Consider the following 13,863-nt stretch of genomic DNA (forward strand, 5'->3'; position numbering starts at 1 on the left):
GCCCTCCGGACTCCGGTCCGGAGGGCTTTTTTTTTTGAGGAGCGCAATCATGCCCGTGCAAACCTGGCTTGACCTGATGCTGCTTGTCCTTGCCGTCGGCGCCGCGGTGACCGACCTGGCGATCCGCAAGATCCCGAATCTCCTGTTGCTTGCCGCTTGGTGCGGCGTCTTCGGCTTGCACCTTTCCGGCGCCACCCCGGCGGGATCTGCCGCCGCCGCGCTGGGCGGCGCCGCAGTCGGCTTCGCCTTGTTCATCCCCCTTTATATGTTGCGCGGCATGGCTGCCGGCGACGTCAAGCTAATGGCCACCGTCGGCCTGTTCTTCGGTCCCGGCCAGACTCTCCATGCCTGCATCCTGGCCTGGTGCGCGGGCGGGGTCATGGCGCTCCTGATCATTCTTGCCACCGGACGCTGGCAGCTGGCCTGGAGCGCGCTGCGCAAGCTGGTGCTGGCGCTGCTGCCCTTGCCGCTGCTGGCCTGGCTGCGCGTCAATCCTGGCCCCGGGCCTGGTTCCGCTACGGAAGGCGCGCCTGCGCAGAGCGCCGGCTCCATGCCCTATGGACTGGCGATCGCGCTGAGCGCGCTCTGGCTGCTGGCGCAGCGTTACCACGGCTGAGCGCCATAGCTTGCTACATCTCAAGGGCGCCAGGGACCGGCTCGCTAGAATTGATGACGTCAGGAAATATTTTGCTGCTGTACGAGGAGAAAGCGATGGTCGAAACCTTGTCGTGGAGCCCAGGGACCGCCGCCGAGCGCATGGCGCCGGCCGCGCCGCCGGGCGAGCTGGAGGTGGCGGCAATCCTGCCGCGCCAGGCCAAGTCGGTCAGCGACACCGGGCTCGATGCACGCCTCGTGGCGGCGCTGGCGCTGAAGACCCTGCATGCAACCGGACGCGCGCCGCTGCCGCTGCTTGCCGGCAGGCTGCGCCTGTCAGTCAGCGTGCTGCGCGAAGTGCTGGCCGGGATGATGGCCGAACAGCAGGCTGAAGTGGCCTGGTGCGGCGAATCGGACATCGATGTCCAGTACCAGTTGACCCCGATCGGCCAGCGCGCCGCGCTCGCGGCCCTGGCCGAATGCCGCTATGTTGGCCCGGCGCCGGTGACGCTGGCGGCCTGGCGCGCGCTAATCGAGCGCCAGTCGCTGCGCCAGCCCGGCGCCAGCCGTCCGCGCACCGCCGACCTGGCCGCGCTGCTGGCCGGCGATGCCCTCGATGCGGCCCAGCGCGACCTGCTCGGCGCGGCCCTGCAGTCGCAGCGCGCACTGCTGCTGCACGGACCCAGCGGCAGCGGCAAGACGACCCTGGCACGCAAGCTGGCGCGCCTGCTGCCCGGGGCGGTGGCGGTGCCGCACGCGGTGCTGATTGGCGGGCGCATCGTGCGCCTGTACGATCCGGCCTGCCACCCGGCGCCGCTGCCGCTGGCGCGCCAGCTGGAAGAGCGGCGCAGCTGCGACGCGCGCTGGATGATTTGCCAGCGTCCGCTGGTGCACGTCGGCGCCGACTTCGACGCCGCCGACTTCGAACTGCGTTTCGATAGCGAACATGGCGTGCTGCAGGCGCCGCCCCAGCTGCAAGCGAACAACGGCATCCTCGTGATCGACGACCTCGGGCGCCAGCGCCTGCCCGCTTCCGAGCTGCTGAACCGCTGGCTGGGACCGCTCGACGGCGGCCCGCTGCGCCTGGGTGGACAGGCCGAGTCCCTGCCTTTCGATGCGCTGCTGGTATTCGTTACCAACCTGGCGCCGTCGAGCGTGTTCGATCCGGCCATGCTGCGCCGGGTCGGCTACCGCATCGGACTGGGGGCGTTGCAGGACGCCGGCTACCGCGCGCTGGTACGGCGCCAGTGCCGCCTGCGCGGCCTGGACTGCCCCGAGAACGTGCTCGAGCACCTGGTGACGCGCCTGCACCGCCAGAGTGGCACGCCGCTGCTGGCCTGCTACCCGCAGGAACTGCTCGGCCGCCTGTCCGATTTCGCCAGCCTGGCCGGCGCCGAGCCGTGCCTGAGCATTGCCGCCCTGGAGCAGGCATGGAACAGCGTCTGCGCCAGCGTCCCGACCCCTGCCGCAGGAATCGCATCATGAAAAACAAGCGCGCCCTCGCCGTGATGGCGGTTGCCATCCTGTTCGGCCTGACGGCCGTGATCCTGGCCTCGCGCTGGCTGCTGATGCAGCCGGGGTCCAATTCCGGCCATATCGTGGTGGCCGCCACCGACATCAGCCTCGGCCAGCGCCTCACGCCCGAGATGCTGAAACTGGCCGACTGGCCGTCCGACAGCGTGCCGAAAGGCGCCTATGCCGATCCGCAGAAGCTGGCCGGCCGGGTGCTCAGGAGCAGCGTGCTGGCGGGCGAACCGGTCAGCGAAGCCAAGCTGGCGCCGGCCGGCACCCTGGGCGGCCTGTCGGCCCTGATCACCGAAGGCAAGCGCGCCATCACGGTGCGTGTGAACGACGTGATCGGCGTGGCCGGCTTCACCCTGCCGGGCAACTACGTCGACATCATCGTCAGCACCCGCAAGGACCCGCAGCCCGGCGAGAACCGCGAGCAGGACATCTCGAAGATCGTGCTTGAGAGGATTTTGGTGCTGGCCGTGGCCCAGGAAGTCAACCGCGACGAAACCAAGCCGCGTGTGGTGAACGCCGTCACGCTCGAAGTGTCGCCCGAGCAGGCCGAGACGCTCGACCTGGCGCGCAGCGTCGGCACCCTGTCGCTGGCGCTGCGCAACCAGGTCGACCCGCAGTCGGCCCAGACCGGCGGCGCCACCAAGCTGACGCTGCTGCCGGGCGCCACGCCGCCGAAACCCGTGCTGGCGAAGCCCGCCGCCGCGCCGCGTCCGCCAAAACCGGCCGTGCACCGCGTCGCCACGCCTCCTGCGCGCCGCAACTGCGTTGCTGTCATCAATGGCCTGCATTCCTCGCAAGAGTGCTTCTGAACCCTAAGTGTGCCAGGTGAAACCATGAACACGAGTCCCACGAAAACTCGCCGCCGCCTGCTGCTCGGCGGCCTGGCGCTGGCGCTGGCTGGCACGGCGCAGGCGGCGCGTCCCGCGGCCCAGGCCGATACTGCGCCGGCGGCCGGCGCGCGCAGCGAACTCGGTCCGCGCTGCAGCGGCGAGGCCGCGCGTCCGGCCCAGGTTGCGCTCCAGATGGGGAAGTCGACCCTGATGCGGCTGCAGGAGCCGGTGCAGAACCGCAGCGTCGGCAACCCGTCGGTGGTGCAGGCGATGCTGGTGGCGCCCGACACCATGTACATCGCCGGCATCGACGTCGGCACCACCAACATGATCGTGCAGGGCAGGAGCGGCCTGTGCAGCGTGCTCGACATCACCGTGGCGATGGACCCGAGCGCCTTGCAGGCCACGCTGGCCGCGGTCATGCCCGAGGAAAAGGACATCCGGGTGCTGGCCGCCGCCGACTCCCTGGTCCTGAGCGGTACCGTGTCGGATGCCGGCGCCGTGGCGCGCGCCGCCGAGCTGGCGCTGGCCTATGTGCGCAAGCCGCTGCGTCCGATGAATGCGGTGCCGAAGGAGCTGGCGCCGGACCAGCAGAATGCCGCCGCCAACGGCGGGTCGAATGCCGCCAACCTGCGCGTGGTGAATTTGCTGAGCGTGAGCGCGCCGCAGCAGGTGCAGCTCGAAGTCAAGGTGGCCGAGGTCTCGAAGACCCTGCTCGAACGCCTCGAGGCCGGCGTCAACTGGCGCACGGCGTCCGGCAGCTGGGCGGCCGCCCTGGCCTCGAATTTCCTGAGCGGTAGTATCAACGGAGGCCTGCGCCTCGGCAAAGGCAACGGTAACGGCTTCGGCGTCGATGCCGAAACCAAGGACAGCCTGGTGCGCGTGCTGGCCGAGCCGAACGTGATGGCGATCAGCGGCCAGGAAGGCAGCTTCCTCGCGGGCGGCAAGTTCTACATCCCGGTGTCCCAGGACCGCGACAGGGTCACGCTCGAGGAAAAGGAATTCGGCGTCGGCCTGCGCTTCACGCCAACGGTGCTCAGCGGCGGCCGCATCAACCTGCGCGTGACGCCCGAGGTCTCGGAACTGTCGCGCGAGGGCATCGGCATCAGCGCCGTCGGCCTGTCCGGCGGCGCCATCCTGCCGGTGGTGACGACCCGGCGTGCCAGCACCACCGTCCAGCTGTACGACGGCCAGAGCTTCGCCATCGGCGGCCTGATCAAGAACAACCTGGTGACCAACCTCAAAGGCCTGCCGCTGCTCGGCCAGGTACCGGTGCTGGGCGCGCTGTTTCGCAGCACCGACTTCCAGCAGGACCGCACCGAACTCGTGTTCGTGATCACGGCGCGCCTGGTCAAGCCCCTGACGGAAACGGCTTACGCGCTGCCGACCGACCGCGTGGACGCCCCTTCGCGCGCCGCGCTGATGCTCGGGGGAAGGCTCGAGGGCCCGCCAGCGCCGAGCAATGCCATCGCCCGTCCGGCCCAGAGCGTCGACGGTTTCGAACTCAAATAGGAGGCGGCCATGGCTACCTGCAAGACCATCGCGTGCGTGGCGTTGCTGCTGCTGACCCAGGGCTGCTCGACCGCTCCGCGCTTCACCAAGAACTTCGGCGCCTCGGTACGCGCCAACCTGGCGGCGCAGACCATCGCGCCGCAAAACGCCGCCAATGCCAATCCGGCACACGGCATCGACGGGCCGGCGGCGCGCGCCGCGCAGGCCCGCTACCAGCGTTCGTTCGCCCAGCCCGAGCCAGAGCCGGCGCCGGTCATCAGGATCATGGGCAGCGGACAGTGAGCATCGTCATGCGCGCTTGTGCGCTGCGGACGCGCAGGCCGGCGCCCGAGACGCCATGGCGGCGTGCCGAGCGCCGGCTGGCGCGTTCGCCTCCCGATTTCCACTTGCAATCTGAGCCTCAACGAGGATCGTCATGAAAGCCCTATTGATCAGCCGCGACAGCCTGCTGTATGCCGACATCGCCTCGCAGGGCGCGGCGCGCGTGCCGCCGCTGAACGTCGCCAACAGCCGCGTGTCGATGCGCGAAGCGCTCGACCGCCCCCTGGCCGAAGCGCCCGGCCTGGTGATCGTCGATGCCGGCGCCGGGGCGCCCGACGACGCCGACCTGCTCGAACGCCTGGCGCGCCAGTATCCGGAAGCGCAGTTCATGCTGCTCACCGGCGAACACCATACCCAGCTCCTGATCCGCGCCATGCGCGCCGGCGTGCGCGAAGTGCTGCAGCTGCCGCTGGCGCACCGCGCCTTCCATGAAGCCATGGACCGCATTGCCGCCGCCGCCGGCGTCGCCCAGCTACGCGAAGGCAAGGTGCTGGCCTTCATCGCCTGCAAGGGCGGCAGCGGCGCCACCTTCATCTCCACTAACTTCGGGTATGCGCTGGCGACGCTGGCCGAGAAAAAGGTGCTGTTGATCGACCTGCACGGCCAGTTCGGCGATGCCGCGCTCTACGTGTCGGACCAGAAGCCGACCATGACCCTGTCCGACGTCTGCGAACAGATCGCGCGCCTCGACGGGCCTTTCCTGGAGTCCTGCCTGGTGCACGTGACGCCCGGCTTCGGCGTGCTGGCCGCGGCCGACGATCCTGCGCAAACCAAGGAAGCCAAGCCGGAACACATCGATGCCATCCTGCGCGTGGCACGCCAGCATTACGACTACATCGTGCTCGACGTCGGCCGCCAGATCGACGCCGTGTCGCTGCGCGCGCTCGACAGCACCGACACCATCTACCCGGTGCTGCAGCTGGCGCTGCCCGACATCCGCGATGCCCGCCGCCTGCTCGACATCTTCCGCTCGCTCGGCTACCCGATCGAAGGTATCCGCCTGATCGTCAACCGTTACGAAAAGGGCGGGCGGCTGCGCCTGCCCGACCTGCACGCCGCGCTCGGCTGCGAAGTCGTGCACACCATCCCCAACGATTACATCGCCGTCACCGACTCGGTGAACCAGGGTGTGCCGGTGCTGGAACTGTCGCGCGCCAGCGCGGCGGCGCGCAGCCTGGCCGACCTGGTCGAACTGGTCACCGCGCGCCGCGCGCCCGAAAGCCGCGGCCTGCTCGGCCGCCTGTTCGGCCGCAGCGAAAACGATTACTGAAAGGAGTAGCCATGTCGCTGCGCGAACGCCTGTCCGTATCCGATGACGAACGCCGTCCCGGAGCCCATTCCGCCGACGCCACGAACGGCGCCTACCAGGAACTGAAGAAGTCGATGCACCAGATGATCCTCGACCGGATCGACCTGGAGCGCCTGAAGCGCCTGACGGTCGAGCAGTTCAAGCACGAACTGGCCTTGCTGATCCAGCGCATCATCGAGGAAGAACGCATCGTCCTCAACCAGCACGAGCGCCACAACCTGGTGCTCGACATCCAGCACGAAATGCTCGGCTTCGGCCCGCTCGAGCCACTGCTGAACGACCCGACCGTGTCCGACATCCTGGTCAATACCGCCAGCCGCGTCTACGTCGAACGGCGCGGCAAGCTGGAACTCACCGACATTGCCTTCCACGACAATGCGCACCTGATGAAGATCATCGAGAAGATCGTCTCGCGCGTCGGCCGCCGCGTCGACGAGTCGAGCCCGATGGTCGACGCACGCCTGCCGGACGGTTCGCGCGTAAATGCGATCATCCCGCCGCTGGCGGTGGACGGCCCGCTGCTGTCGATCCGCCGCTTCGGCGCCGCGCCGCTGACGGTGCAGAACCTGCTCGACTACAAAAGCGTGACGCCGCCGATGATCCAGGTGCTGCAGGGCCTGGGCATCGCCAAGATCAACATCCTGATCTCGGGCGGCACCGGCAGCGGCAAGACCACCTTGCTGAACCTGCTGTCCGGCTTCATCCCGGCCAGCGAGCGCATCGTCACCATCGAGGATGCCGCCGAGCTGCAGCTGCGCCAGCCGCACGTGGTGCGCCTGGAAACGCGGCCGCCGAATATCGAAGGCAAGGGCGAAGTTACCCAGCGCGCGCTGGTGAAGAATTCGCTGCGCATGCGCCCCGACCGCATCATCCTGGGCGAGGTGCGCGGCCCCGAGGCGCTTGACATGCTGCAAGCGATGAACACCGGCCACGAAGGTTCGCTCGCCACGATCCACTCGAACACCCCGCGCGACGCCCTGGCGCGGCTCGAGAACATGGTCGGCATGGCCGGCGTGAACCTAACGCCGCGCGCGATCCGCCAGCAGATCTGCTCGGCGGTGACCGTGGTGGTACAGGCCTCGCGCCTGATCGACGGCTGCCGCAAGCTGGTCAGCATCCAGGAAATCACCGGCATGGAAGGCGACATCATCTCGATGCAGGAGATCTTCCGCTTCGAGCAGACCGGGGTCGACCGCGACGGCAAGGTGCAGGGCCAGTTCAGCGCCACTGGCGTGCGGCCGCGCTTTGCCGACCGCCTCAAGATGTATGGCGCCGCGATCCCCGACGACACCTTCGACCCCGACCGCATCTTCCAATGAACCGGCAGGCCGCGCCTGCAGTGGAGCCGCACGATGGATGTCCTTTTCTACAGTTTCACCGTGTTCCTGTTCGCCGCCGTCATCCTGCTGATCGAAGGCGTCTGGCTGTGGTGGTCGAGTAACCATGGCAAGGCGGCGCAGCGCGTGGCGCGCCGCCTGCAGGTGATGTCGGGCGGCGCCGGACGCTCGGGCGAGCGGATTTCGATCCTGAAGCAGCGCCGCTTCAGCGGCAACGACGCCCTGGACCGCCTGCTGCACGGCATACCGCTGCTGAAGCGCCTCGACGTGCTGCTGGTGCAGGCCGGCAGCAAGCTGACGGTCGACCGCTTCCTCGGCTGCTCGCTGGCGGCGATGCTGGCGGCCCTGCTCTTGAGCGCGCGCCTGCCGGCGCCGCTGCCGGCGCGCTTCGTGCTGGCGCTGCTGGCGTTCGGCCTGCCCTGGATGCTGCTGCGGCGCGCCCGCACGCGGCGCCTGCGCCGCATCGAGCAACAGCTGCCGGATGCCGCCGACTTCATCGCGCGCGCGCTGCGCGCCGGCCACTCATTCACCAACGTGCTGCAAATCGTCGGCAACGAGCTGCCCGAGCCGCTCAGCGGCGAGTTCCGCATCGCGCGCGAAGAAATCAACTACGGCGTGCCGATGGGCGAGGCGCTGCACAACATGGCGGCGCGCATTCCGCTGACCGACCTGCGCTACCTGATCATCGCGGTGCTGATCCAGCGCGAATCCGGCGGCAACCTGGCCGAAATCCTCGGCAACATCAGCCACATCATCCGTGGCCGCCTGAAGCTCGCCGCCCAGGTGCGCGTGCTGTCGGCGGAAGGGCGCATGTCGGCCTGGATCCTGGGCCTGCTGCCGTTCGGCGTCGCCCTGGTCCTGACGATCGTGAACCCGAAATACGTGTCCATGCTGTGGACCGATCCGAGCGGCATCCGCCTGCTCTGGTACGCGGCCGGGATGATCCTGTTCGGCGTGGTCTGGCTGCGCCGCATCATCCGCATCCGCATCTGAGGAACCGCCATGCAAGCCGCCCAACTCACTTTCCTCCTGGTCGTCTTCACGATCGTCTGCGCGCTGGCCGGACTGGCCATGGCGCTGTTCGCGCCGGTTGCCCTGCGCACCCGGCTGCGCCGCTTCATCGGCAAGTCGGAGCCCACCCAGCTCGAATCGAACGGCTGGGTCGAGAAAGTGGCCAAGGTCACCCAGCCGCTGACCAAACTCTCGATTCCCGAAGAGGGCTGGGAAAAGTCGGCGCTGCGCACCCGCTTCATGAATGCCGGCTGGCGCAACCCGGTCGCGCCGACCCTGTTCTTCGCGTCGAAAACCGCATTGGCACTGCTCGGACCGGCCATCATCGGCGTGCTGGTGGCGCTCTCGGTCATTACGCTGGCCGGCAGCAAGCTGCTGTTCCTGCTGCTGCTCACCGCCACGGTCGGCTACTACCTGCCGAACATGATCCTGAACCGCATTGCCGGACGCCGCAAGCGCGAGATCTTCGAAAGCCTGCCCGACGCCCTCGACCTGCTGACTGTCTGCGTCGAGGCCGGCCTGAGCCTGGAACGGGCCTTCGTGAAGGTAGCCGGCGAAATCCACATCAAGAGCGTGATCCTGGCCCAGGAGCTGCAGATCGTGCTGATGGAAATGCGCGCCGGCTTCAGCAAGGAAAAGGCGCTGCGCAATTTCGCGCTGCGCAGCGGCGTCGACGACGTCGACACGCTGGTGGCGATGCTGATCCAGTCCGAGCGCTTCGGCACCAGCGTCGGCGACTCGCTGCGCGTGTACTCGGAAAACCTGCGCAACAAGCGCCGCGTGCTGGCCGAGGAATGCGCTGCCAAGATCGGCCTCAAGCTGCTGTTCCCGCTCATCTTCTGCATCTTCCCGACGCTGCTGATGGTGTTGATGGGCCCGGCCGTCATCCAGCTCACCCGTACCCTTGCCCAGGTCGCCGCCACGCGCTGATTTCTCCAGGAGCACGATCATGACACCTCGCAGTCTTCTCAAGAACCTCTCGGTTGCCTGCGCCGGCGCGCTGCTGCTCGCCTGCGCCGATTTGCAGCGCCAGCCGGAAACGCAGGCCGGCCCGGATGCCGAGTTCGCCTACGGCCAGGGCCGCGCCCATCATCTCGCCGGCCGCTATCCGGAAGCCGTGCAGGCCTACCGCGCCGCGCTGGCCGCCGACCCGCGCCACGTACGCACCCGCAATGCCCTGGCCGCCGCCTATGCGCGCCAGGGCGAGTTTGCCCAGGCGATCCCGATCTGGCGCGCCCTGACCGCCGAGCTGAACCTGGACTCCGGCCCGGGCAGCGCCTACCTGTTCGCCAATCTCGGCTACGCCTACCTGCTTGGCGGCGACTATCCGCAAGCCGTCGCCGCGCTGGAAAAAGCCTGCCTGCTCGACCCGCTGAACGGCCGCGCCTGGAACAACCTGGGCGAAACCCTGCGCCGCATGGGCCAGCACGAGCGCGCCGACCTGATGTTCCGCCAGGCCAGCGCCCTGCAAGAGCACGATTTCCGCAGCGATTACAGGGCCGCGGGCGGCAGCGCCGTGGCGGCGATCCAGGCCGCGGTGGAGGCGCAGCGCCCCGACCCCGAGTGGGCCGCGACCCAGGTGCTGGCCGCGGCCGATGGCACCCTCAGCCTGCGCCGCCTGCCGTCGCTGCATGCGCTGGCCCAGGACTTGCCGGCCGGGCTGCCGCCCCAGCCGCTGCCTTCGCGGCCACGCAATCGTCCCGAGGCGGTACTGCTGGAAATCCGCAATGGAAACGGCGTGACCGGCATGGCGCGCGCATTGTCGCGCCGGATCGGCGCCGACGACCTGCTGGTCACGCGCCTGAGCAACGAGCCGGGCTTCAGGGTGCGGCACACGCGCATCGAGCATGGCGCCGCCTACCGCGACGTGGCCGCGCGCCTGGCCTTGCGTTTCAATGGCGTGGCGCTGGTGCAGGTCGACACCACCCAGCCGGTCGACGTACGCCTGGTCATCGGCCAGGACCTGGCGCGCGGCGAGCTGGTCCTGCGGCCGGCACCCTCCCACGCAGAACCGCCGGTGGCCCTGGCGGCCCTGGCCGAGGTGCCCTGAAGCCTCACAGCCTCCGGCACCTTTGCTGCGTATCAAACGCAGTTCGCACGCCACCCTGAAAATGGGACGATATCGTCTCATTCAAGGGAGCGTTGCCATGAAAATTGCACAGCGTTTCATTTCCATTCTTGCCGCCGTTGCCACGCTCAGCCTGGCGGCCTGCGCACCTACTGCGCACCGCCAGGGCACCGGCGAATACATCGACGACGCCGTCATCACCAGCAAGGTCAAGGCCGCCTTTGCCGCCGACCCCACCGTGAAGGCCACCGAGGTCAAGGTCGACACGTTCAAGGGCACCGTGCAGCTGAGCGGCTTTGTCGAATCGCGCGAAAGCGCCCAGAAGGCGGTACAGCTGGCGCGCGAGGTCCAGGGTGTGCGCGAGGTGCGCAACAATACCAGCATCAAGTAGCGCAGCCGCTTATCGCCAGCTGACCTTGCCCATGCCGTCGGTGCTGGCCTTGCGCTGCGCCGGTTTGCCATACACGGTGGCCGAGCCCATGCCGCTCAGGTTCAGGTTTGCCGCCGTGCTGGCGTACACGGTGGCGCCGCCCATCCCACTGAGGTCGAGGTCGACGGTCTCGGCACGCAGTTTCTCGGCGTCGAGATTGCCGACACCGGCCAGCGTGGCGCGCAGGGCCCTGGTCTGGCCCGACACGGCCAATTGGCCGGCGCCGCCCAGTTCCAGCTCCATGCGCTCGGCCTTGCCGGCGTCGATGGTCATGCTGCCGACGCCGCCGAGGCGCGCATCGACCTTGCGGTAATTGCCCTGCATGGTCATGGCGCCGGCGCCGTCCAGGTTCAGCACGATGCGCTCGCCGCCGAAGCCGCTGACCGTGCTGGCGCCCACGCCTTCCGAACTGAGTTCGGCCAGGTTCGGCACGGTCAGCTCGGCGCGCAGCTTGGGCCGGCGTCCCGTACTGTAGTGGTTGCGGCGTTCGGTGTCGATTTCCAGCGTCTCGCCGTGCTGGCGGGTAATCACGCGCGCCACGTCGGCGCGTTCGCCTGCAATGACGAGCGAAGGCTTGGGCCCCTGGCGCACCACCAGGTCGACCACGCCGTCGAGCTTGATGCGGCTGACGCGGGCATCGACGGCACGTGTTTCGCGGATGTCGTCGGCAAGGGCGTTGCCTCCAGCCAGAAACAGGGCCGTGGCCATCAGGGTACTGCCGAGGAATGTGTTCATGGTCGTCTCCGGGCGGGTTGGGATGATGGCACTGTAATGCCGTCCTCCACGCGCGGCGCGGCCCGTGCGACAGGCTGCACGAACGGCGTCACAAACCGCTGAAAACGCCAGCCGGGCCAGCCGGCGCCGGTTCAGCGGCGCAGCGCACGCCGTACCAGCAAGCCGGCGCCGGTGATGGCCAGCACCACGACGCCCAGGGCAACCCAGCCTTCGTACTCGTGGATCAGGTGTGGCACGCCGGTGTCGTGGGCCTGGGCAGGCCCGCCGGTCAGCACGGCGGCGCAGATCGCCAGCATGATGGCGGCAACAGGGGCAAAACGGCGCAGGGAAAACGGCATGGCGGCTCCTCAGGTGGATGGTGACAGGAAATCAGCGGCCTGCATCGAGCAGGCCTTCGTGGCGGATGAAATCGACAATGGCGTCCACGCCCTCGCTGTGGCGCAGGCTGGCGAACACGAAAGGACGGCTGCCGCGCATGCGGGCGGCGTCCGCGCGCATGACCTCGAGATTCGCGCCCACATGCGGCGCCAGGTCGGTCTTGTTGATGACCAGCAGGTCCGAACGCGTGATGCCCGGCCCGCCCTTGCGCGGAATCTTTTCGCCACCGGCCACGTCGATCACGTAGATCGTCAGGTCCGACAGCTCGGGGCTGAAGGTGGCCGCCAGGTTGTCGCCGCCGGACTCGACCAGGATCAGGTCCAGCTGCGGGAAGTCGGCGCTCATGCGCGCGATCGCTTCCAGGTTGATCGAGGCATCCTCGCGGATCGCCGTGTGCGGGCAGCCGCCGGTTTCCACGCCCATCAGGCGCTCGGCCGGCAGGGCGCCGGCGCGCAGCAGGATGTCCATGTCCTCGCGTGTGTAGATGTCGTTGGTGATGACCGCCATCTCATACTGTTCGCGCATCGCCTTGCACAGCATTTCGCACAGGGCCGTCTTGCCGGAGCCGACCGGTCCGCCGATCCCGACGCGCAGCAGGTTTTTTTCCATGTTGATGTCCTCGTTCAAGACCGGTATAGCCGGCTGTACTGCACTTCATGCTGCATCGACAGCAGGGCAAAGCCCGGCGCCCAGTTCGACAGCGCGGCGTCCGGCATTTCCTGGGCCTGGCGCACCACCGCATCGACCGTCGCGCCCAGCGCCAGCAGCATCTTCTGGCCCGCCACCTGGCCCAGCGGCACGGTCTTCACACAGACCAGCACCTGATTCTCGGCCCAGGCGAATACGGAACCGAGCAGGGCCGCAGGCGGCGGCACGTCGAGCGCGGCGGCGGCGCAGGCATAGGCCGCCGGCAGCGACAGCCCGCCCGCATCGAGCATCTGCATCAGGACAGGATCGGCATCCGGCCGCTCCTCGAGCAGCGCCGCCAGCAGCTGGCGCAGCGAATAGCCCATCTGCAGGGTTTCGGCGCGCAGCTCGGCCGTGTCGCGCGCGGCCAGCCAGCGCTCGTTCCAGTACAGCGCCGCGTCCATGTCGCGACCGGCAAAGGCGCGCAGCAAGCGCCATTGCAGCGGCGCGTCGAAGCGCCCGGCTACCTCGACCAGCTGCGCCGTGATCCAGCGCTGCGCACCCGCCGCATCGCGTACCGAGCCCTCGTCGATGGCGCTTTCCAGCCCCTGCGAATAGCTGTAGGCGCCGATCGGCAGCGAAGGACTGGCCAGTTGCAGCAGGCGCAGCAGGGCGATGCCGGCGATCATGGCAAGTCCGACGGCCGGTGGATCTTCTGGCGCAGCGGCACCGGCGCCAGCGGATGCGACTCGCCGTGGTGATGCCCGCCGCCATACGCACCGGCCTCCGGCTCGAAGGCCGCCCGTTCTTCGGTCACCTGCGCACCCAGGCCGAGCAGCATCTCGCGCAGCACGGCATCGGCGCGGATGCGCAGCCAGCCCTGGCCGACTTCGGTCTGGGTGTGACGGTTCCCCAGATGGAAAGCGCAGAGCAGCAGGCCGTTCTCCTGACCGTGCGCGACGCGGTAGACGGCTTCCAGCTCGGCCACCACGCGCACAACGCGTCCATCTTCACCCCGCAGCAGGTCGCCGCCGCGCAGCACCGTCCCGCGCGGACGCAGCACCGCCACCTCTTCGCCATTCGTCAATGCCGCGCGCAGCCGGCTTTTCTCGCGCAGGTGGAAGGGCAGGACCAGCTCGCCGTCCACCGGCGCCGGTCCATCGATCCTGGTGTGCAGGGTAAGCATC

The 13,863-nt window shown here is 68.6% G+C and carries 16 protein-coding genes; 11 read left to right on the forward strand and 5 right to left on the reverse strand.

From position 1 onward, the window contains the following. Positions 1-49 precede the first annotated feature (49 nt). From ACWYRN_RS09485 to ACWYRN_RS09535, 11 genes are all read left to right on the forward strand, one after another. Positions 50-616: an A24 family peptidase gene (locus tag ACWYRN_RS09485; protein WP_488692156.1), complete on the forward strand. Its 567-nt coding sequence runs from the start codon at positions 50-52 to the stop codon at positions 614-616. A gap of 95 nt (positions 617-711) precedes the next feature. Next, positions 712-2,079, forward strand: coding sequence for an ATP-binding protein (locus ACWYRN_RS09490; RefSeq protein ID WP_488692157.1), 1,368 nt, complete (start codon positions 712-714; stop codon positions 2,077-2,079). After that, positions 2,076-2,927, forward strand: coding sequence for a Flp pilus assembly protein CpaB (cpaB, locus tag ACWYRN_RS09495; RefSeq protein WP_488692158.1), 852 nt, complete (start codon positions 2,076-2,078; stop codon positions 2,925-2,927). The genes ACWYRN_RS09490 and cpaB overlap by 4 nt, the downstream gene beginning before the upstream one ends. 24 nt (positions 2,928-2,951) lie before the next feature. After that, positions 2,952-4,460 carry a type II and III secretion system protein family protein gene (locus tag ACWYRN_RS09500; protein ID WP_488692159.1) on the forward strand — a complete coding sequence of 503 codons (1,509 nt, stop codon included), beginning with the start codon at positions 2,952-2,954 and terminating at the stop codon, positions 4,458-4,460. A 9-nt stretch (positions 4,461-4,469) separates the two neighbouring features. Next, positions 4,470-4,742, forward strand: coding sequence for a hypothetical protein (locus ACWYRN_RS09505; RefSeq protein WP_229436069.1), 273 nt, complete (start codon positions 4,470-4,472; stop codon positions 4,740-4,742). A 133-nt stretch (positions 4,743-4,875) separates the two neighbouring features. Next, the gene (locus ACWYRN_RS09510) at positions 4,876-6,051 is read left to right on the forward strand and encodes a CpaE/TadZ family protein (protein ID WP_488692160.1); all 1,176 of its coding nucleotides are present in this window, start codon (positions 4,876-4,878) and stop codon (positions 6,049-6,051) included. Positions 6,052-6,062: 11 nt separating this feature from the next. Next, positions 6,063-7,409 (forward strand): TadA family conjugal transfer-associated ATPase, encoded by a 1,347-nt coding sequence (locus ACWYRN_RS09515; protein WP_229436067.1) that lies wholly within the window; start codon positions 6,063-6,065, stop codon positions 7,407-7,409. Between the two features lie 33 nt (positions 7,410-7,442). After that, positions 7,443-8,420: a type II secretion system F family protein gene (locus tag ACWYRN_RS09520; protein WP_488692161.1), complete on the forward strand. Its 978-nt coding sequence runs from the start codon at positions 7,443-7,445 to the stop codon at positions 8,418-8,420. A gap of 9 nt (positions 8,421-8,429) precedes the next feature. After that, positions 8,430-9,368: a type II secretion system F family protein gene (locus ACWYRN_RS09525; RefSeq protein WP_229436065.1), complete on the forward strand. Its 939-nt coding sequence runs from the start codon at positions 8,430-8,432 to the stop codon at positions 9,366-9,368. 19 nt (positions 9,369-9,387) lie between these two features. Then, on the forward strand, positions 9,388-10,488 hold the full coding sequence (locus ACWYRN_RS09530) for a tetratricopeptide repeat protein (protein WP_488692162.1): 1,101 nt from the start codon (positions 9,388-9,390) through the stop codon (positions 10,486-10,488). A 97-nt stretch (positions 10,489-10,585) separates the two neighbouring features. Continuing rightward, positions 10,586-10,897, forward strand: coding sequence for a BON domain-containing protein (locus ACWYRN_RS09535; RefSeq protein WP_488692163.1), 312 nt, complete (start codon positions 10,586-10,588; stop codon positions 10,895-10,897). A 9-nt stretch (positions 10,898-10,906) separates the two neighbouring features. Here the strand turns inward: ACWYRN_RS09535 and ACWYRN_RS09540 are convergent, their stop codons facing one another. The 5 genes from ACWYRN_RS09540 to ureE form a co-directional block, all read right to left on the reverse strand. After that, positions 10,907-11,671, reverse strand: coding sequence for a head GIN domain-containing protein (locus ACWYRN_RS09540; protein WP_488692164.1), 765 nt, complete (start codon positions 11,669-11,671; stop codon positions 10,907-10,909). A 131-nt stretch (positions 11,672-11,802) separates the two neighbouring features. After that, positions 11,803-12,009, reverse strand: coding sequence for a hypothetical protein (locus ACWYRN_RS09545; protein WP_488692165.1), 207 nt, complete (start codon positions 12,007-12,009; stop codon positions 11,803-11,805). 31 nt (positions 12,010-12,040) lie between these two features. Further along, positions 12,041-12,658: an urease accessory protein UreG gene (ureG, locus tag ACWYRN_RS09550; RefSeq protein ID WP_488692166.1), complete on the reverse strand. Its 618-nt coding sequence runs from the start codon at positions 12,656-12,658 to the stop codon at positions 12,041-12,043. A 14-nt stretch (positions 12,659-12,672) separates the two neighbouring features. Next, complete coding sequence (locus ACWYRN_RS09555) at positions 12,673-13,362, reverse strand: urease accessory protein UreF (RefSeq protein WP_488692797.1); 690 nt, start codon at positions 13,360-13,362, stop codon at positions 12,673-12,675. After that, the gene (ureE, locus tag ACWYRN_RS09560) at positions 13,362-13,862 is read right to left on the reverse strand and encodes an urease accessory protein UreE (RefSeq protein WP_488692167.1); all 501 of its coding nucleotides are present in this window, start codon (positions 13,860-13,862) and stop codon (positions 13,362-13,364) included. The genes ACWYRN_RS09555 and ureE overlap by 1 nt, the downstream gene beginning before the upstream one ends. Position 13,863: the final 1 nt, after the last annotated feature.

This window comes from Massilia sp. BAP21, assembly GCF_057801335.1.